Source organism: Vibrio sp. VP6 (genome assembly GCF_028823755.1).
Taxonomy (GTDB): domain Bacteria; phylum Pseudomonadota; class Gammaproteobacteria; order Enterobacterales; family Vibrionaceae; genus Vibrio; species Vibrio parahaemolyticus.
In genome coordinates, this window is sequence record NZ_JAPEID010000041.1 from 1 (window position 1) to 19,656 (window position 19,656).

14 protein-coding genes and 4 tRNA genes are annotated in these 19,656 nt (G+C 45.5%); 15 read left to right on the forward strand and 3 right to left on the reverse strand.

Going from position 1 to position 19,656, the window contains the following annotated elements; all coding sequences use genetic code 11:
• Nucleotides 1-596 precede the first annotated feature (596 nt).
• Together pssA and OU793_RS20025 are read right to left on the reverse strand one after the other, a co-directional pair.
• Nucleotides 597-1,937 (reverse strand): CDP-diacylglycerol--serine O-phosphatidyltransferase, encoded by a 1,341-nt coding sequence (pssA, locus tag OU793_RS20020; protein WP_023624203.1) that lies wholly within the window; start codon nucleotides 1,935-1,937, stop codon nucleotides 597-599.
• Between the two features lie 74 nt (nucleotides 1,938-2,011).
• Nucleotides 2,012-2,440 carry a GNAT family N-acetyltransferase gene (locus tag OU793_RS20025; protein ID WP_005497562.1) on the reverse strand — a complete coding sequence of 143 codons (429 nt, stop codon included), beginning with the start codon at nucleotides 2,438-2,440 and terminating at the stop codon, nucleotides 2,012-2,014.
• 100 nt (nucleotides 2,441-2,540) lie between these two features.
• On the opposite strand from OU793_RS20025, the gene murB reads away from it, so the two are divergent.
• On the forward strand, nucleotides 2,541-3,584 hold the full coding sequence (murB, locus tag OU793_RS20030) for a UDP-N-acetylmuramate dehydrogenase (RefSeq protein ID WP_020839817.1): 1,044 nt from the start codon (nucleotides 2,541-2,543) through the stop codon (nucleotides 3,582-3,584).
• On the forward strand, nucleotides 3,581-4,546 hold the full coding sequence (birA, locus tag OU793_RS20035) for a bifunctional biotin--[acetyl-CoA-carboxylase] ligase/biotin operon repressor BirA (protein ID WP_005478002.1): 966 nt from the start codon (nucleotides 3,581-3,583) through the stop codon (nucleotides 4,544-4,546). The genes murB and birA overlap by 4 nt, the downstream gene beginning before the upstream one ends.
• Nucleotides 4,547-4,552: 6 nt before the next feature.
• On the opposite strand, the gene coaA is transcribed toward birA, so the two are convergent.
• Nucleotides 4,553-5,476 carry a type I pantothenate kinase gene (coaA, locus tag OU793_RS20040; RefSeq protein ID WP_015297458.1) on the reverse strand — a complete coding sequence of 308 codons (924 nt, stop codon included), beginning with the start codon at nucleotides 5,474-5,476 and terminating at the stop codon, nucleotides 4,553-4,555.
• A gap of 206 nt (nucleotides 5,477-5,682) precedes the next feature.
• Here coaA and OU793_RS20045 point away from each other — a divergent pair.
• The 13 genes from OU793_RS20045 to rpoC all read left to right on the forward strand — a co-directional run bounded on the left by OU793_RS20045 (nucleotide 5,683) and on the right by rpoC (nucleotide 19,643).
• Nucleotides 5,683-5,758, forward strand: a tRNA-Thr gene (locus OU793_RS20045).
• Nucleotides 5,759-5,794: 36 nt separating this feature from the next.
• Nucleotides 5,795-5,879, forward strand: a tRNA-Tyr gene (locus OU793_RS20050).
• Nucleotides 5,880-5,914: 35 nt separating this feature from the next.
• Nucleotides 5,915-5,989, forward strand: a tRNA-Gly gene (locus OU793_RS20055).
• A 13-nt stretch (nucleotides 5,990-6,002) separates the two neighbouring features.
• Nucleotides 6,003-6,078: transfer RNA gene (locus OU793_RS20060), tRNA-Thr, on the forward strand.
• A 103-nt stretch (nucleotides 6,079-6,181) separates the two neighbouring features.
• Nucleotides 6,182-7,366: an elongation factor Tu gene (gene tuf / locus OU793_RS20065; RefSeq protein ID WP_005480487.1), complete on the forward strand. Its 1,185-nt coding sequence runs from the start codon at nucleotides 6,182-6,184 to the stop codon at nucleotides 7,364-7,366.
• 266 nt (nucleotides 7,367-7,632) lie between these two features.
• Nucleotides 7,633-8,013: a preprotein translocase subunit SecE gene (gene secE, locus OU793_RS20070; RefSeq protein ID WP_005384680.1), complete on the forward strand. Its 381-nt coding sequence runs from the start codon at nucleotides 7,633-7,635 to the stop codon at nucleotides 8,011-8,013.
• 13 nt (nucleotides 8,014-8,026) lie between these two features.
• Entirely contained in the window at nucleotides 8,027-8,575 is a 549-nt protein-coding gene (gene nusG / locus OU793_RS20075) for a transcription termination/antitermination protein NusG (protein WP_005384681.1), read from the forward strand.
• A 164-nt stretch (nucleotides 8,576-8,739) separates the two neighbouring features.
• Nucleotides 8,740-9,168, forward strand: a complete 429-nt coding sequence (gene rplK / locus OU793_RS20080; RefSeq protein ID WP_005489784.1) for a 50S ribosomal protein L11 — start codon at nucleotides 8,740-8,742, stop codon at nucleotides 9,166-9,168.
• Between the two features lie 4 nt (nucleotides 9,169-9,172).
• Nucleotides 9,173-9,874 (forward strand): 50S ribosomal protein L1, encoded by a 702-nt coding sequence (gene rplA / locus OU793_RS20085; RefSeq protein ID WP_005489780.1) that lies wholly within the window; start codon nucleotides 9,173-9,175, stop codon nucleotides 9,872-9,874.
• 292 nt (nucleotides 9,875-10,166) lie between these two features.
• Nucleotides 10,167-10,655: a 50S ribosomal protein L10 gene (gene rplJ, locus OU793_RS20090; protein WP_005481772.1), complete on the forward strand. Its 489-nt coding sequence runs from the start codon at nucleotides 10,167-10,169 to the stop codon at nucleotides 10,653-10,655.
• A 60-nt stretch (nucleotides 10,656-10,715) separates the two neighbouring features.
• A complete protein-coding gene (rplL, locus tag OU793_RS20095) occupies nucleotides 10,716-11,084 on the forward strand; it encodes a 50S ribosomal protein L7/L12 (protein ID WP_005466152.1) in 369 nt (122 codons plus the stop codon).
• A gap of 252 nt (nucleotides 11,085-11,336) precedes the next feature.
• Nucleotides 11,337-15,365, forward strand: coding sequence for a DNA-directed RNA polymerase subunit beta (rpoB, locus tag OU793_RS20100; protein WP_274647826.1), 4,029 nt, complete (start codon nucleotides 11,337-11,339; stop codon nucleotides 15,363-15,365).
• 75 nt (nucleotides 15,366-15,440) lie between these two features.
• Nucleotides 15,441-19,643 carry a DNA-directed RNA polymerase subunit beta' gene (gene rpoC, locus OU793_RS20105; RefSeq protein ID WP_005456484.1) on the forward strand — a complete coding sequence of 1,401 codons (4,203 nt, stop codon included), beginning with the start codon at nucleotides 15,441-15,443 and terminating at the stop codon, nucleotides 19,641-19,643.
• Nucleotides 19,644-19,656: the final 13 nt, after the last annotated feature.

The following is a 19,656-nucleotide window of genomic DNA, read 5'->3' on the forward strand; positions in this document are numbered from 1 at the left end:
GGCCTGTCACGCCGGGGGTCGCGGGTTCGAGTCCCGTCCGCTCCGCCACTTATTTGAAAGCCCTGCTAGAAATAGCAGGGCTTTTGTCATTTTAGGGACTGTCATTTTCCCTTCCAAGAAAGACAATTCTCAGTTGAGTACCATCTTACTAGCTTCCCCATTAAAGATTAGCTAGTCATTTTAAAGCGCCGTATTAATCTCCTATACCCTCTTCCTAATTATAATTTTCATAACGTCGATCCAGGACACGTTTTTCTCAATTTCCATTTTGTCGACATTGCCTACTTAATCATGTGGAGTGGAAACATGAGTTTGTCGATTTGATTCAATCTATAAGATTAAGCATGCGAATTCGATAGTGTATTAACTACCTTTGTCTGTTTTTTCGAGAGTAAGTCCAGTTTCAATCCTTTAATAAGTATCTTTTTAAGCCGTTCTAAGGTGCTTAGAACTAATCAAATACTTATGTTTAAAAAGTGTGTGGGGGTCTTCAGGGTGAGATATGTCTTTTGAAAAATAGAAATCACTTGATCTGCCATGTACAAAAAAAACCCAACATAAGTTGGGCTTTCGAAAGACAAATAAGCGGAAGATATTTAAAGGATACGCTTTAAAACACCGTCAGCTTTTAAGCGAGTGATTTTTCTCACTAGTTTTTGTACAGCAAGCGGGTAATCTTCGACTTTTTCCAACTGTTTGTAAGTGCAGATTAGCTGCGTATGTTCAAGGATTCGGGCTACTTCATCTTCAAACTTATGAGTAAGGTTTGCGTAGTCATCTTGAATCAATAAACCATTTTCAAGATCGAGAGACCAAGCACGCGGATTTAAGTTGTTACCCGTAAGCAGCATGTATCGCTTATCAACCCAGATACCTTTTAGGTGGAAGCTGTTGTTTTCATGCTTCCATAAGTGCACTGAAAGTTTACGAGCTGCAATGTTCGCCTCATTTGCTTTGGCAAAGCGGCGCAGATTTACCTCGTAAAGGTAAGGAAGACCACCAATGGTTTTGAAATCTTCTTCTGGAGAGATATAGAAATCGTTCGCGGTTTTATCTCCTACCACGATCGTTACTTTTACTCCACGTTTCATTGCACGTTTTACTTCCCGGTGAATTGATTTAGGGAAGTTAAAATATGGCGTACAGATGAAAATTTCGTTTTTTGCTGCTGCTAGTAGCTTGACGATTTGCTGGTTTAGTAAGTTTCGACGCTTACCAAGACCAACAAGTGGTGTGATCTTTACTTTATCTTCCGCCGCTGACTCATGGGCAAATTGATAGTTGGCTTGAGCAAGAGAAGAGCGAAGTTGGCGAATTGCCGATTTAATTTCTTTGGTTTCTGGCTTATCTCGATCAGCCAAGTCGTTTACTGCAGGGTGAGCAATCATTTCATTTTGAACGAAGTTCACCATCGTATCTGCAAGGGACTTGTGCTTAATAACATGGTAGCGATCAAATCGATAGCGACCATGGTACTGCAAATAAACGTTATTAAGGCTAGCGCCACTGTAAATCACGGTATCGTCGACGACGAAGCCTTTTAAATGAAGTACACCAAATACTTCTCGACCGCGAACGGGGATACCATAAACAGGGATGGCATGTTGGTATTGGTCAGCAAACGCTTTATAAAGCGCTGAGTTGCCTTCTGATGTTTCTGCACCAATAAGGCCGCGTTGTGCTCGGTGCCAGTCAACACAGATATTAATGTCTAATCCTGGATTACGCTGCTTTGCTTCGTAAAGTGCAGTGAGTATTTCACGCCCAGCTTCATCATCTTCCAGATATAGAGCGACTAGGTAGATTCGTGACGTTGCTTTGCTGATCGCATCTAAAAGACGAGTTCGAAATGTTTCTGCAGAGTACAGAACATCAAAGTCTTCAGGATTGATTGCGAGACTAGGCAACTGCTCGAATGGATTCCTATTTACTATCATATCGGTGTGAGTACCTTATTTTAGTGCAATATTGCGAACCTGATATTTTACCAAAGATATGATTTCCCTGGCTACTAAAGCGCACGCTTTGAAACCTTTGAAGGGATAAATTGCATTGGAATGAGATCTTTGCCGCTATCAACATAACGTTGAAAGGCCATCTTTAAGGAGTTCGGCAGCTCATGACTGTCAATGGTTTCGAAACCATGTTGAGCATAATATTTTTCTAAGTAGCTAAAAGCGAAGCAATAATCACCATCTTCGAAAACTTTGTTCTCGCAATGCTCTAGCAGAGTGCGGCCAACGCTCGTGCCTCTAACTTCTGGGATGACGAGCATGCCTGTTAATAAGCGATATTGCTCTACGGTTTTTAATCTTAGTAGTGCGACGATCACACCTTCACGACTGGCTGTGATGATGAGTTCATCTTTTTTGGCTCGCCCGGAGGGGTAATGGGCTTTATAGAGCTTTTTGATCAAAGGGAGTTTGATCGGATTTAACACTTCTATGATTAATGAGTTAGGTATTGTCACTGCGGTTAAAAGTTAACTGGGGTAGAATGTGCCCAGTTTAAGAGAATCTTATCTGGCGTTGCAAATCACTATGCAAATTAAAGAACACGCAAGCCTCAAGGCTTTTCACACTTTTGGTATCGAGCAGACTTGCTCCTACTTAGCCATTGTTGACTCGATAGATGATGTAATCAGCCTCTATCAAAATCCTGCTTTTCAAAGTCTGCCGAAGTTGTTTTTGGGTAAAGGCAGCAATGTTCTATTTACTGAACATTTTGATGGTCTCGTCATTGTTAACCGCCTTTTGGGGAAATCGGTTTCAGAAACCCATGAAGATTATCTTCTGCATGTTCAAGGTGGGGAGGATTGGCCGAGTTTGGTGGCTTGGTGTGTTGCCCAAGGTATGGGCGGGATCGAAAACTTAGCTTTGATTCCCGGTTGTGCTGGGTCAGCTCCGATCCAAAACATCGGCGCATACGGGGTTGAACTAAAAGATCTTTGTAGCTACGTCGATGTATTGGATTTGACGACTTTAAAAACGAGGCGGATGAGTGCGGAAGACTGCGAATTTGGGTACCGAGATTCAGTTTTCAAACATGATCTATATGAAAAATGCTTTGTCACAGCCATTGGCTTGAAGCTGCCGAAGCGATGGACGCCGAAGAATCAATATGGGCCGTTACAAAACATCCCTGAAAACGAATTAAGTCCAAATGCAATCTTTGAACGTGTGTGCCAAGTTCGTATGGAGAAACTGCCAGACCCAGCTAAAGTCGGTAACGCAGGGAGTTTCTTTAAAAACCCTGTGATCAGCCAAGATCATTATGATCAACTCATTCGAAAGCATAGCGACATGGTGGCTTACCCTGCAAACGAGGGAATGAAAGTGGCAGCCGGTTGGCTGATTGACCAGTGTGGTTTGAAAGGTATTTCAGTCAACGGTGCTCAGGTGAACCCTTTACAAGCGTTGGTATTAACAAATGTCGACAACTGCAGTGCTGATGACGTGGTTGCACTTGCTTCTCTGGTGAAAAGGGCGGTGTGGGATAAGTACCAAATTGAACTCGAACACGAAGTGCGCTTTATGAATCGTCAAGGTGAAACTAATCTCGCTAAGATTGAGGCGGCTCAATGAGAAAAGAACACTCAGTGAAGCTACATATCCTTAAAACACTCAGCGATGGCGGTTTCCATTCAGGTGAAATGCTTGGACAACAACTGGGCATTTCTAGAGCGGCAATTGCAAAGCACATTAAAGGGTTGAATGATTGGGGAGTGGATATTTATCGTATCCAAGGACGAGGCTATCAACTGGCTCATCCTCTTCAATTACTCGATGAAACTCGTCTGAAAAATGCCATTAGCACTCCAGTTGAACTGATTTCCGTGATTGATTCAACGAATCAATATTTGTTAGAGAAAGTCAGCGAATCCGATAAAGGGCGAGTTTGTATCGCTGAATATCAGGCGCAGGGTCGCGGACGTCGCGGACGTCAATGGATATCGCCATTTGGCACCAATCTGTATTTGTCTATGTACTGGCGTTTAGATGCGGGTATGGCGGCAGCGATGGGACTGAGTTTGGTCGTGGGTATTGCTGCAGTCGAAGCACTGGAAAGTATCGGTATCCAAGGTGTTAAGCTTAAGTGGCCAAACGACATCTACTATCAAGATAAAAAACTAGCCGGTATTTTAGTGGAGATGTCTGGTCAAGCAGGAGGCGCAGCTCACTTAGTGATTGGAATGGGATTAAATATTGGCATGCCTGATGTGCAGCCCGGTATTGATCAACCTTGGACAACACTCAACCAGATTTCCAATGAAGTTAGTATCGATAGAACTCAATTGGCGATACGTCTTATCGATCATTGGAAAGCCGCGTTAGAAGAATATGAACTGACTGGACTGGGTGGTTTTGTTGAACGTTGGAATCGTTTGGACAACTTTATCGGCCGACCGGTTAAGCTTCTTATGGGACCGAGAGAAATACACGGAGTGGTACAAGGTATCGACCAACAGGGTGGGGTGGTGCTCAAAACTGAAAATGGTTTGGAAACCTACATTGGCGGAGAAATTTCGTTGAGAAAAGGGGACTGAGCCCCTTTACTTTCTTAGCGATACTTTGTCGACAAGGTGGTTAGCACCTTTGTGGAGGATCAAATGGGCTCTTTCTCTGGTTGGAAGAATGTTCAATTCCAGATTGAGTCCATTAATATTGCGCCAAATTTCTTTCGCTTTACTTTTCGCTTCATCGACCGACAGCTGCGTATAGTGGCTGAAGTAGGAGCCTGGTTTAGTAAAAGCTCCGCGGCGAAACTTCAAAAATCTCTCGACATACCACTGCTCTATCGTTTCACTTTCCGCATCAACATAAATTGAGAAATCAAGAAAATCAGATACAAATACTCGATGTGGATCATGTGGGTAGTCCATACCGCTTTGTAATACGTTTAAGCCTTCAATAATCAGCACGTCAGGTCGGTCGACTTTTTTTAGCTCATCAGTAATGTCGTATGTGATGTGTGAGTAAACAGGTACTTCAAGATTTGGTTTACCCGCCTTTACATCAGAAACAAATTCTACCAAGCGTTTGATGTCGTAAGATTCGGGAAAACCCTTGCGATGCATGATACCGCGCTCTTCCAAAACCTTTTTGGGATACAGAAAGCCATCCGTTGTAACTAAGGCGACTTTGGGATGATTTTCCCAACGAGAAAGCAGTGCTTTAAGAATGCGTGCTGTTGTACTTTTTCCAACAGCCACACTACCCGCAATGCCAATAACAAATGGCGGAGCGTGTTCCTCGGTATTTAGAAACTGCTGAAGAACAGAGTTGCGACTTTGGCGAGCCTGTACATATAAATTGAGTAGACGAGACAAAGGAAGGTAGATCTCTACCGCTTCCTCCATAGTGAGGTTTTCATTTATGCCTTGAAGCGCCTTTAGATCGTCTTCAGAGAGTGTCATCGGAACAGAATTACGCAGTTCTGCCCACTCGGCACGGTCAAATGACAAAAATGGACTCATGGGTCTCTTTTATCCTTGGTTTAGTAGAGAGCAAGAACATACAACAAGCACCGTGCAAAGCAAACGACAAAGCACGAAAGTTTGCTTTAAAAAGCGAGGTTTGTATGATTTTGCAGCAGTTGAAACTAAAAAAACGATTTTTACGACTTTTTTTTAAATAGCTATTGCAACCTAGAAAATCATTCAATAGAATGCGCACCACTTATGCCGACTTAGCTCAGTAGGTAGAGCAACTGACTTGTAATCAGTAGGTCACCAGTTCGATTCCGGTAGTCGGCACCATTCTTTCCTTTAGTAGTTAGAATGGCTTAAAAATTTGGAGGGGTTCCCGAGTGGCCAAAGGGAGCAGACTGTAAATCTGCCGGCACTGCCTTCGATGGTTCGAATCCGTCCCCCTCCACCATATTCTTTAGGAAATAGCTCTCAGAGTTACGTGTTGCGGGCATCGTATAATGGCTATTACCTCAGCCTTCCAAGCTGATGATGCGGGTTCGATTCCCGCTGCCCGCTCCACTCTAATTTGAGTGCTGATATAGCTCAGGTGGTAGAGCGCATCCTTGGTAAGGATGAGGTCGGCAGTTCGAGTCTGCCTATCAGCACCAGCTCTCAAAGTTATCTCCTTTTGATATTAGATTTACCAATAATCTTTATTTGGTTGCGTGGTCAATTTGGGCCACCAAAAATCCGTACCTAGAGGGACCACTCATGTCTAAAGAAAAATTTGAACGTACGAAACCGCACGTTAACGTTGGTACTATCGGCCACGTTGACCACGGTAAAACAACTCTAACTGCAGCTATCTGTACTACTCTAGCTAAAGTTTACGGCGGTGAAGCGAAAGACTTCGCATCTATCGATAACGCTCCAGAAGAGCGTGAGCGCGGTATCACAATCGCTACTTCACACGTTGAGTACGACACTCCATCACGTCACTACGCACACGTTGACTGTCCAGGACACGCTGACTATGTTAAAAACATGATCACTGGTGCTGCACAGATGGACGGTGGTATCCTAGTTGTTGCTGCGACAGATGGCCCAATGCCACAAACTCGTGAGCACATCCTACTAGGCCGTCAGGTTGGTATCCCATACATCATCGTATTCATGAACAAATGTGACATGGTTGATGATGAAGAGCTACTAGAACTAGTAGAAATGGAAGTTCGTGAACTTCTATCTGAATACGATTTCCCAGGTGATGACCTACCAGTTATCCAAGGTTCTGCACTAGGCGCACTAAACGGCGAAGAGCAGTGGGAAGCGAAAATCGTTGAACTAGCTGAAGCTCTAGATACTTACATCCCTGAGCCAGAGCGTGCGGTAGATCAGCCATTCCTAATGCCTATCGAAGACGTATTCTCAATCCAAGGTCGTGGTACAGTAGTAACTGGCCGTATCGAGCGTGGTATCCTAACAGTTGGTGACGAAGTTGCTATCGTAGGTATCAAGGATACAACTACTACAACATGTACTGGTGTAGAGATGTTCCGTAAGCTTCTAGATGAAGGCCGTGCAGGTGAGAACGTTGGTGCACTTCTACGTGGTACTAAGCGTGACGAAGTTGAACGTGGTCAAGTACTAGCTAAGCCTGGTTCAATCACTCCACACACTAAGTTCGAATCAGAAGTATACGTACTATCTAAAGAAGAAGGCGGTCGTCACACTCCTTTCTTCAAAGGTTACCGTCCACAGTTCTACTTCCGTACAACTGACGTAACTGGCGATATCTCTCTACCAGAAGGCGTAGAAATGGTAATGCCAGGCGACAACATCCAAATGGTTGTTGAGCTAATCGCACCAATCGCAATGGACGAAGGTCTACGTTTCGCTATCCGTGAAGGTGGCCGTACAGTAGGTGCTGGTGTTGTTGCTAAGATCTTCGAATAATTCTTAACGAATTAAACGAATGCTTTCGGAAAATCTTGAATTAGATTTGACGAACCAGTAGCAAAAAGGGCATCATTTGATGCCCTTTTTCTGCGCTCAATATTATTTTTGCTGTTTTCTTGTTCAGAAGTGGGTTGGGTGCAGAGCAAGATTAGGCAAAGAGGCTTAATCTTAAGAAGAGTTCGCTGTTTTTCAGCGATATGGAGTTTGCCCTGCAACAGCGGGGTTGTTGTCGTCTATATTAAGACTTGTAACAGGTTGGTTTTATGAAAGCAAATAATGCTGAAACTCCTGATAGCTCAAATGCAGCAGATACGTTTAAGTGGGTTGCCGCTTTCGTATTGGCAGCTGCCGCTGTTGTGGGTAATTACCTGTATGGTGAAATGTCTGTAGTGGTTCGCGCTGCAGGCGTTGTTGTTCTAATTGCAGCTGCCCTTGGCGTTGCAGCAACAACGACTAAAGGTAAAGCAGCGATCAGTTTTGCAAAAGAATCGCGTATGGAAGTACGTAAAGTTGTTTGGCCTACTCGCCAAGAAACCATGCAAACAACACTGATCGTTTTAGCTGTAAGTATTGTAATGGCTCTAGTGCTATGGGGTATTGACGGAATTATGGTTCGTCTAGTAGCTCTAGCAACTGGGGTATAGAGGGTTTTAATTCATGAGTGAAGCTCCAAAAAAACGCTGGTATGTGGTTCAAGCCTTCTCTGGATTTGAAGGTCGTGTAGCTCAATCTCTGCGCGAGCATATCAAAATGCACGGCATGGAAGAGCTATTCGGTGAAGTACTAGTTCCTACTGAAGAAGTAGTGGAAATGCGCGCGGGTCAACGTCGCAAATCTGAGCGTAAGTTCTTCCCAGGTTACGTCCTTGTTCAGATGATTATGAACGATGAATCATGGCACCTAGTACGTAGTGTGCCGCGTGTCATGGGCTTCATTGGTGGTACCTCAGACCGTCCAGCACCTATCACTGATAAAGAAGCTGACGCTATTCTTAACCGTCTTGAGAAAGCGAGTGAAGCTCCTCGTCCACGTACTATGTACGAAGCGGGTGAAGTGGTTCGTGTTAATGAAGGTCCATTTGCTGATTTCAACGGTACCGTTGAAGAAGTGGATTACGAGAAGAGCCGCCTGAAAGTGTCTGTGTCGATCTTTGGTCGTGCAACACCAGTTGAGCTTGAATTTGGTCAGGTTGAAAAACTGGACTAATACTCTGATTTAAAGAGTATAAAAAATCACCTTTTTAGGGTTGTATAAGGCGCGAATTATGACTATAATTTCGCGCCTTTTTACTTCTTGTGAAGTAAAAAGTTTCTTACACAAACGGGGAGCTGATCCGTGATTAGCGTTTGTACCCAAACTTAGGAATTATCATGGCTAAGAAAGTTGAAGCTTACATCAAGCTACAAGTTGCTGCTGGCGCTGCGAACCCAAGTCCACCAGTTGGTCCTGCTCTAGGTCAACACGGTGTTAACATCATGGAATTCTGTAAAGCGTTCAACGCGAAAACAGAATCTCTAGAGAAGGGTCTACCAACTCCAGTAGTTATCACAGTATACAGCGACCGTTCTTTCACGTTCGTAACTAAGACTCCACCTGCTGCTGTTCTTCTTAAGAAAGCTGCTGGCGTTAAGTCTGGTTCAGGCCGTCCAAACACTGAAAAAGTGGGCACTGTAACTGACGCTCAAATCCAAGAAATCGCAGAAACTAAAGCTGCAGATATGACTGGTGCTGACATCGAAGCGATGAAGCGTTCTATCGCTGGTACTGCTCGTTCAATGGGCCTAGTGGTAGAGGGTTAATAAGATGGCAAAACTAACTAAGCGCATGCGCGTAATCCGCGAAAAAGTTGACGTAACTAAAGAATACGAAATCAACGAAGCTGTTGCTCTTCTTCAAGAACTAGCTACTGCTAAATTCGTTGAGTCTGTAGACGTTGCTGTTAACCTAGGCATTGATGCTCGTAAATCTGACCAGAACGTACGTGGTGCTACTGTACTACCTCACGGTACTGGCCGCGACATCCGCGTAGCAGTGTTCACTCAAGGTGCAAACGCTGAAGCAGCTAAAGAAGCTGGCGCAGACATCGTTGGTATGGAAGATCTTGCTGAGCAAGTTAAGAAAGGCGAAATGAACTTTGACGTAGTTGTTGCTTCTCCAGATGCAATGCGCGTTGTAGGTCAACTAGGTACTATCCTAGGTCCTCGCGGTCTTATGCCAAACCCTAAAGTTGGTACTGTAACTCCTAACGTTGCTGAAGCAGTTAAAAACGCTAAAGCTGGTCAGGTTCGTTACCGTAACGACAAAAACGGCATCATCCACACTACTATCGGTAAAGCAAACTTCTCTGCTGAGCAGATCAAAGAGAACCTAGAAGCACTTCTAGTTGCTCTGAAGAAAGCTAAGCCATCTTCAGCGAAAGGTACTTTCCTGAAGAAAGTAAGCATCTCTACTACTATGGGTGCTGGTGTTGCTGTTGATCAGGCTAGCCTGAACACTCAAGCATAATTTATTTGCTTAGGCGCAAAATTTGTGTATAATTTTGCGCCTAATATTTGTGGTTGGGGCTGAACTTTGGTTCTTTGAACTGTCTCCTAGTTCGAAATGAATTAAGACCCAGTCTCCGTCCAAGACCGTAGGTGTCTGCCTAACCGTTGACTTAATTATCCTACGTAGATGGTGCCCGAACTGACAGAAAGCTCTATGTAAATAGTTAACTTTCTTCTGGGAATGCACCTCAATAGCTCTCACTGTCGTGATGATAGTGAGTGGTGTAACGACAACCAGGAGTAAATCCAAGATGGCTTTAAACCTTCAAGACAAAAAAGCAATTGTTGCTGAAGTCAACGAAGCTGCCAGTGGTGCACTTTCTGCAGTTGTAGCTGATTCTCGTGGCGTTGAAGTTGGCGCAATGACTTCTCTACGTAAACAAGCTCGTGAAGCTGGCGTTTACATGAAAGTCGTGCGTAACACTCTAGCACGTCGTGCGGTTCAGGGTACAGACTACGAGTGTCTAACTGACACTTTCACTGGTCCTACTCTAATCGCGTTCTCTAACGAGCACCCAGGTGCTGCAGCGCGTCTTTTCAAAGACTTCGCTAAAGAGAACAAAGACTTCGAGATCAAAGCTGCTGCATTTGAAGGCGCGCTAACTGACGCTGAAGTACTAGCGACACTACCAACTTACGACGAAGCAATCGCACGCCTAATGATGTGCATGAAAGAAGCTTCTGCTGGCAAGCTGGTTCGTACAATCGCTGCTATCCGCGATCAAAAAGAAGCTGCTTAATAAGCCTTGCTTTTTACTGGTTGCTTAATAAACTTATTGTTGACTTAAAAGAGAATTGTTATGTCTATTACTAACGAGCAAATCCTAGACGCAGTTGCAGAAATGTCTGTAATGCAAGTTGTTGAACTAATCGAAGCAATGGAAGAGAAATTCGGTGTTTCTGCTGCTGCTGCTGTTGTAGCTGGCGGCGCTGCTGCTGGTGCAGCTGTTGAAGAGCAAACTGAATTCGACGTAATCCTAGAATCTGCTGGCGGTAACAAAGTTGCTGTAATCAAAGCAGTACGTGGCGCAACTGGCCTAGGTCTTAAAGAAGCTAAAGCTCTTGTAGACGGCGCTCCAGCACCTCTTAAAGAAGGTGTTGACAAAGCAGAAGCTGACGCTCTTAAAGCTCAGCTAGAAGAAGCTGGTGCAACTGTTGCTGTTAAGTAATTATTGCATAGTTTCTTAGCCTAACGGCTAATTGGCTGGTGGTTTTTTAACCACCGGCCTTTTTGCGCTGTAGGGTATAGGCGAATTTTCCCGCTGTTTAAGCGCCTGATATCCATGCAAAAAACATTTCATTCTTTCGAAATGAAATGTCACTACAGTAAACAGCTATATTAGTCACTGTCCCTTACCCCCCTTAAGTAACTAGGAGTGGGCGGACAGTTTGGGTCACTTATCAGCGAGCTGAGGAACCCCATGGTTTACTCTTATACCGAGAAAAAGCGCATCCGTAAGGACTTTGGTACTCGTCCACAAGTTTTGGACATTCCATACCTGCTATCGATCCAGCTCGATTCGTTCGACAAATTTATCGAACAGGATCCTGAAGGTCAATACGGTCTTGAAGCTGCTTTCCGTTCTGTATTCCCGATTCAGAGCTACAACGGCAATTCTGAGCTGCAATACGTTAGCTACCGTCTTGGTGAGCCAGTTTTTGACGTTAAAGAATGTCAAATCCGCGGTGTAACTTACTCAAAGCCACTACGTGTAAAACTACGCCTAGTTATCTTTGATAAAGACGCGCCAGCAGGTACTGTAAAAGACATTAAAGAACAAGAAGTCTACATGGGTGAAATTCCACTCATGACAGACAATGGTACCTTCGTAATTAACGGTACCGAGAGGGTTGTCGTATCCCAGCTGCACCGAAGCCCAGGCGTGTTCTTCGACAGCGATAAGGGTAAGACCCACTCTTCAGGTAAAGTTTTATACAACGCACGCGTTATTCCTTACCGTGGTTCATGGCTTGATTTCGAGTTTGATCCTAAGGATAACTTGTACGTTCGTATCGACCGTCGTCGTAAGCTACCAGCATCGATCATCCTTCGTGCACTAGGTAAATCGACTGAAGAAATCCTAGATATCTTCTTCGAGAAAGTGAACTTCGAAGTGAAAGACCAAACTCTACTGATGGAGTTGGTTCCAGATCGTCTACGTGGTGAAACTGCGTCATTTGACATCGAATCGAATGGTAAAGTTTACGTAGAGCAAGGTCGTCGCGTTACAGCTCGTCATATCCGCCAACTAGAGAAAGATGGCGTTGATCACATCGAAGTACCAGTAGAGTACATCGTTGGTAAAGTTGCATCGAAAGATTACATCAACGAAGCAACAGGCGAGATCATTGTTAATGCTAACCAGGAAATCAGCCTGGAAGCGCTAGCGAACCTGTCTCAAGCTGGCCACAAAGCGCTAGAAGTTCTGTTTACGAACGATCTAGACCACGGTCCATTCATGTCAGAAACACTACGCATCGACAGCACTGTTGACCGTATTTCTGCATTGGTAGAAATCTACCGCATGATGCGCCCTGGTGAGCCACCAACAAAAGAAGCTGCAGAAGCACTATTCGAAAGCCTATTCTTCTCTGAAGAGCGTTACGATCTATCGACTGTTGGTCGTATGAAGTTTAACAGCTCTATCGGTCGTGAAGATGCTCAAGAGCAAGGCACACTTGATGAAACAGATATCATCGAAGTGATGAAGAAGCTTATCGCGATCCGTAACGGTAAAGGCGAAGTGGACGATATCGACCACCTAGGTAACCGTCGTATCCGTTCTGTCGGCGAAATGGCTGAGAACCAGTTCCGTGTAGGTCTAGTTCGTGTTGAGCGTGCAGTTAAAGAACGTCTAAGCCTAGGCGACCTTGACGCTGTTATGCCTCAAGACCTGATCAACGCGAAACCAATTTCTGCGGCAGTTAAAGAATTCTTTGGCTCTTCACAGCTTTCACAGTTCATGGACCAAAACAACCCGTTATCAGAAGTAACGCACAAGCGTCGTATTTCTGCATTGGGTCCTGGCGGTCTAACTCGTGAACGTGCTGGCTTCGAAGTTCGAGACGTACACGTAACTCACTACGGCCGTCTATGTCCTATCGAAACGCCGGAAGGTCCAAACATCGGTCTGATCAACTCTCTATCTGCGTTTGCGCGTTGTAACGAGTACGGTTTCCTTGAGACGCCATACCGTCGCGTTGTAGATGGTGTTGTAACAGACGAAGTAGATTACCTATCTGCAATCGAAGAAGGCCAATTCGTTATCGCTCAGGCGAACGCTAAGCTAAACGAAGATGGTACTTTTGCAGATGAGCTGATCACAGCTCGTCAGAAAGGTGAATCTGGTCTACATCCTCGTGAGCACGCTCAGTACATGGACGTTGCGACAAACCAGGTTGTATCTATCGCTGCATCGCTTATCCCGTTCCTAGAACACGATGATGCGAACCGTGCATTGATGGGTGCGAACATGCAACGTCAGGCAGTTCCAACACTGAAAGCTGACAAACCGCTTGTTGGTACTGGTATCGAACGTAACGTAGCCGTTGACTCAGGTGTAACGGCTGTTGCGAAACGTGGTGGTGTAATCCAGTCAGTAGATGCTTCTCGTATCGTTGTTAAAGTGAACGAAGAAGAGCTAGTACCAGGTGAAGCTGGTATCGACATCTACAACCTGACTAAATACACACGTTCTAACCAGAACACATGTATTAACCAGCGCCCATGTGTGATGCCAGGTGAACCTGTAGCACGCGGTGACGTTCTTGCTGATGGTCCTTCAACAGACCTTGGTGAGCTAGCGCTTGGCCAAAACATGCGTATCGCGTTCATGCCTTGGAACGGTTACAACTTCGAAGACTCGATCTTAGTATCTGAGCGCGTAGTTCAAGAAGACCGCTTCACGACAATCCACATTCAAGAACTGACTTGTGTGGCGCGTGACACTAAGCTGGGCTCTGAAGAGATCACAGCGGATATTCCAAACGTAGGTGAATCTGCTCTGTCTAAACTAGACGAGTCAGGTATCGTTTACATTGGTGCTGAAGTTAAGGGTGGCGACATCCTAGTTGGTAAAGTAACACCTAAAGGTGAAACTCAGCTAACTCCTGAAGAGAAGCTACTACGTGCTATCTTCGGTGAAAAAGCATCGGATGTTAAAGATACTTCACTACGTGTACCGAACTCTGTATCAGGTACGATCATCGACGTTCAAGTCTTCACTCGCGATGGCGTAGAGAAAGACAAGCGTGCGCTTGAAATCGAACAGATGCAGCTTAAAGAAGCGAAGAAAGACCTAACTGAAGAATTCCAGATTCTCGAGGGTGGCCTTCTAAACCGTGTTAAAGCTGTATTGATTGAAGGCGGTTACTCTGAAGCGAAACTAGACGCGACTGATCGTAAGAAGTGGCTAGAACTAACGCTAGAAGATGACGCACTACAAACTCAGCTTGAGCAACTTGCTGAGCAGTGGGACGAGCTAAAAGCTGACTTCGATAAGAAGTTCGAAACTAAGCGTCGCAAGATCACTCAAGGTGATGATCTAGCACCTGGCGTACTGAAGATCGTTAAGGTTTACCTAGCGGTTAAACGTCGCATTCAGCCGGGTGATAAGATGGCGGGTCGTCACGGTAACAAGGGTGTAATCTCTAAGATCAACCCTGTTGAAGACATGCCATACGATGAGAAAGGTCAGCCTGTAGACATCGTACTTAACCCACTGGGTGTACCTTCGCGTATGAACATCGGTCAGATCCTGGAAGTTCACTTAGGTCTGGCAGCGAAAGGTATCGGTGACAAGATCAACCAGATGGTTAAAGAGCAGCAAGAACTAGCGAAATTCCGCGAGTTCCTACAAAAAGTTTACGATCTAGGCGACACTCGCCAGAAAGTAGACATTGCTTCTCTATCTGATGATGAAGTACGTACTCTGATCAAGAACTTGCGTGGCGGTCTACCAATCGCGACACCTGTATTTGATGGTGCTCCAGAAGCATCAATCAAAGCGCTTCTTGAGCTAGCAGACCTGCCAACATCTGGTCAGCTAACGCTGTTTGATGGTCGCACAGGTGATGCGTTTGAGCGTCCTGTAACTGTTGGTTACATGTACATGCTGAAACTGAACCACCTTGTTGATGACAAGATGCACGCACGTTCAACTGGTTCGTACAGCCTAGTAACTCAGCAACCACTAGGTGGTAAAGCTCAGTTCGGTGGTCAGCGTTTCGGTGAGATGGAAGTATGGGCACTAGAAGCATACGGTGCGGCTTACACTCTACAAGAAATGCTAACCGTTAAGTCAGATGACGTTAACGGCCGTACTAAGATGTACAAAAACATCGTAGACGGTAACCACAGCATGGAACCTGGCATGCCTGAATCGTTCAACGTATTGTTGAAAGAGATCCGCTCGCTAGGTATCAACATCGAGCTAGAAGACGAAGAGTAATCCCCACGGGATTATCGGTAGAAAGGTGCTCACTTTTGCGGGTGAGCTCCTTTTAACTCCTTACAGGAGCTGATTGTGAAAGACTTATTAAACTTTCTAAAAGCACAGCATAAGACCGAAGAATTTGATGCAATCAAAATCGGTCTATCTTCACCAGACATGATCCGTTCATGGTCTTTCGGTGAAGTTAAAAAACCTGAAACGATCAACTATCGTACGTTCAAACCTGAACGCGATGGTTTGTTCTGTGCGCGTATCTTTGGCCCAGTTAAAGACTACGAATGTCTTTGTGGCAAATACAAGCGCCTGAAGCACCGTGGTGTTATCTGTGAGAAGTGTGGTGTAGAAGTTACACAAACTAAAGTTCGTCGTGACCGTATGGGCCACATCGAGCTTGCTTCACCAGTAGCTCACATCTGGTTCCTAAAATCGCTACCGTCTCGTATCGGTCTACTAATGGATATCCCTCTACGTGATATCGAACGTGTTCTTTACTTCGAAATGTACGTAGTAACTGAACCGGGTATGACTGATCTAGAAAAAGGTCAGATGCTAACTGAAGAAGAGTATCTAGACCGTCTAGAAGAGTGGGGTGACGAGTTCACAGCTAAGATGGGTGCAGAAGCTATCAAGGACCTACTAGGTTCTATGGATATGCACGCTGAAGCTGAACAAATGCGCGAAGAGCTTGAGACTACAAACTCAGAAACTAAGCGTAAAAAAGTCACTAAGCGCCTTAAACTGGTAGAAGCGTTCATCGCATCGGGTAACAACCCAGAGTGGATGATCCTGACTGTACTTCCAGTACTTCCGCCAGATCTACGTCCTCTAGTACCACTAGATGGCGGTCGCTTTGCGACTTCTGATCTGAACGACCTATACCGTCGTGTGATCAACCGTAACAACCGTTTGAAGCGTCTTCTAGAGCTAGCGGCTCCGGACATCATCGTACGTAACGAAAAACGTATGCTGCAAGAGTCTGTTGATGCGCTGCTAGATAACGGTCGTCGTGGTCGTGCGATCACAGGTTCTAACAAGCGTCCTCTGAAATCTCTTGCTGATATGATCAAGGGTAAACAAGGTCGTTTCCGTCAGAACCTTCTAGGTAAACGTGTAGACTACTCTGGCCGTTCTGTAATCACAGTAGGTCCATACCTTCGTCTGCACCAGTGTGGTCTTCCTAAGAAGATGGCACTTGAGCTATTCAAACCATTTATCTACAGCAAGCTAGAGACTCGTGGTCTTGCGACTACAATCAAAGCTGCGAAGAAAATGGTAGAGCGTGAAGAAGCGGTTGTTTGGGATATCCTAGACGAAGTAATCCGCGAACACCCAGTACTATTGAACCGTGCACCTACACTTCACCGTCTAGGTATCCAGGCGTTCGAACCAGTACTAATCGAAGGTAAAGCGATCCAGCTACACCCACTTGTTTGTGCGGCGTACAACGCGGACTTCGATGGTGACCAAATGGCGGTTCACGTACCTCTAACTCTAGAGGCACAGCTTGAAGCTCGTACTCTGATGATGTCGACAAACAACATTCTGTCGCCAGCGTCAGGTGATCCGATCATCGTACCTTCTCAGGACGTTGTATTGGGTCTGTACTACATGACTCGTGAAAAGATCAACGTGAAAGGTGAAGGCATGTACCTTTCTGGCCCAGCAGAGGCTGAGAAAGCATACCGCACTAAACAAGCTGAGCTTCACGCGCGCGTTAAAGTACGTATTACAGAGACAGTTGTAGACGAAGACGGCAACAGCACAACTGAGACCAAGATGGTAGATACCACTGTTGGTCGTGCAATGCTATGGCAAATCGTGCCAGCTGGTCTACCGTACAGCATCGTTAACCAAAAACTAGGTAAGAAGCAAATCTCTAACCTACTTAACGAGGCGTACCGTAAGCTAGGTCTGAAAGACACAGTAATCTTCGCTGACCAAATCATGTACACAGGTTTCGCTTACGCGGCACTTTCTGGTGTATCTGTTGGTATCGACGATATGGTTGTACCGCCAGCTAAGTACACTGAAATCGCAGAAGCGGAAGAAGAAGTACGTGAAATCCAGGAACAGTACCAATCAGGTCTTGTTACTGCAGGCGAACGCTACAACAAAGTGATCGATATCTGGGCATCGACCAACGACCGCGTTGCGAAAGCAATGATGGAAAACCTTTCATCTGAAACGGTAGTTAACCGTGAAGGTGAAGAGGAACAGCAAGAGTCATTCAACAGCATCTACATGATGGCGGACTCGGGCGCTCGTGGTTCTGCAGCACAGATTCGTCAGCTTGCCGGTATGCGTGGTCTGATGGCGCGTCCAGATGGTTCAATCATCGAAACGCCGATCACAGCGAACTTTAAAGAAGGTCTAAACGTACTTCAGTACTTTATCTCAACGCACGGTGCTCGTAAGGGTCTTGCGGATACGGCACTGAAAACAGCGAACTCGGGTTACCTAACTCGTCGTCTAGTAGACGTTGCTCAAGACGTTGTTGTAACTGAACATGACTGTGGCACTCACGAGGGTGTTGACATGATGCCTCACATCGAGGGTGGTGATGTTAAAGTTGCACTGTCTGAGCTAGCTCTAGGTCGTGTAGTTGCTGAAGACGTTCTAAAACCTGGTACTGAAGATGTTCTTATTCCACGTAACACCCTGATCGATGAGAAGTGGTGTCAAATCATGGAAGAGAACTCAGTAGACAGCATGAAAGTGCGCTCTGTAGTAACGTGTGATTCTGACTTCGGTTGTTGTGCACAGTGTTACGGTCGTGACCTAGCACGTGGTCACCTAGTAAACCAAGGTGAGGCAGTAGGTGTTATCGCTGCTCAGTCTATCGGTGAACCGGGTACACAGCTTACGATGCGTACGTTCCACATCGGTGGTGCGGCATCGACAGCAGCAGCAGAGAACAGCATCCAAGCGAAGAACAACGGTTCTGTTAAGCTTCACAACGCTAAGTTCGTAACAAACAAAGATGGCAAGCTAGTTATCACTTCTCGTGCATCTGAACTAACCATCATCGATGAGTTCGGCCGTACGAAAGAGAAACACAAACTGCCATACGGCTCGCTACTAAGCAAAGGCGACAACGACGCAGTTGAAGCTGGTGAAACAGTAGCGAACTGGGAAGCGCACACACTGCCAATCATCACTGAAGTAGCTGGTCGTATCCAGTTCGTAGATATGATTGATGGCGTAACAGTTTCTCGTCAAACAGATGACCTAACTGGTCTATCTTCAAGCGAAGTAACGGACGCAGCAGCTCGTCCAGCAGCAGGTAAAGATATGCGTCCAGCTATCAAACTTGTTGACGAGCAAGGTAACGACGTAATGATCCCTGGTACTGAAATGCCAGCTCACTACTTCCTACCTGGTAAAGCGATCGTGAACATTGAAGACGGCGCAGAAGTAGGTGTGGGTGATACGCTAGCACGTATTCCTCAGAAATCTGGCGGTAACAAAGATATCACCGGTGGTCTTCCACGCGTTGCTGACTTGTTTGAAGCTCGTAAGCCTAAAGAGCCTGCGATTCTTGCTGAACACACAGGTACAGTTAGCTTCGGTAAAGAGACCAAAGGTAAGCGTCGTCTAGTTATCACTCGTGATAGCGGTGAAGTTTACGAAGAGATGATTCCTAAGCATCGTCAGCTTAACGTGTTCGAAGGTGAGCGCGTTGAACGTGGTGATGTAATCGCTGATGGTCCAGAGTCTCCACATGACATTCTACGTCTACGTGGCGTACACGCAGTAACTCAGTACATCGCTAACGAAGTACAAGAAGTTTACCGTCTACAAGGCGTTAAGATTAACGATAAGCACATCGAGACTATCGTTCGTCAAATGCTGCGTAAGTGTACAATTACTCACGCTGGTGACTCTGAGTTCCTACCTGGCGAGCAAGTTGAATACTCACAAGTTAAGATTGCTAACCGTAATCTAGAAGCTGAAGGCAAAGAGCCTGCTCGTTTTGAACGTGAACTTCTAGGTATCACTAAAGCGTCTCTAGCAACTGAGTCGTTCATCTCTGCGGCATCGTTCCAGGAGACAACTCGCGTACTAACAGAAGCTGCGGTTTCTGGTAAGCGTGATGACCTACGTGGTCTGAAAGAGAACGTAATTGTTGGTCGTCTGATCCCAGCTGGTACTGGTTTCGCATACCACCAAGAGCGTCAAGCTAAACGTGCTGAAGCGCAAGAAGGTCCATCTGCTGAACAAGCAACAGATAACCTAGCAGCACTTCTAAACGCTGGCTTCTCTTCTGACGAGTAATCGTTAAGAGCTT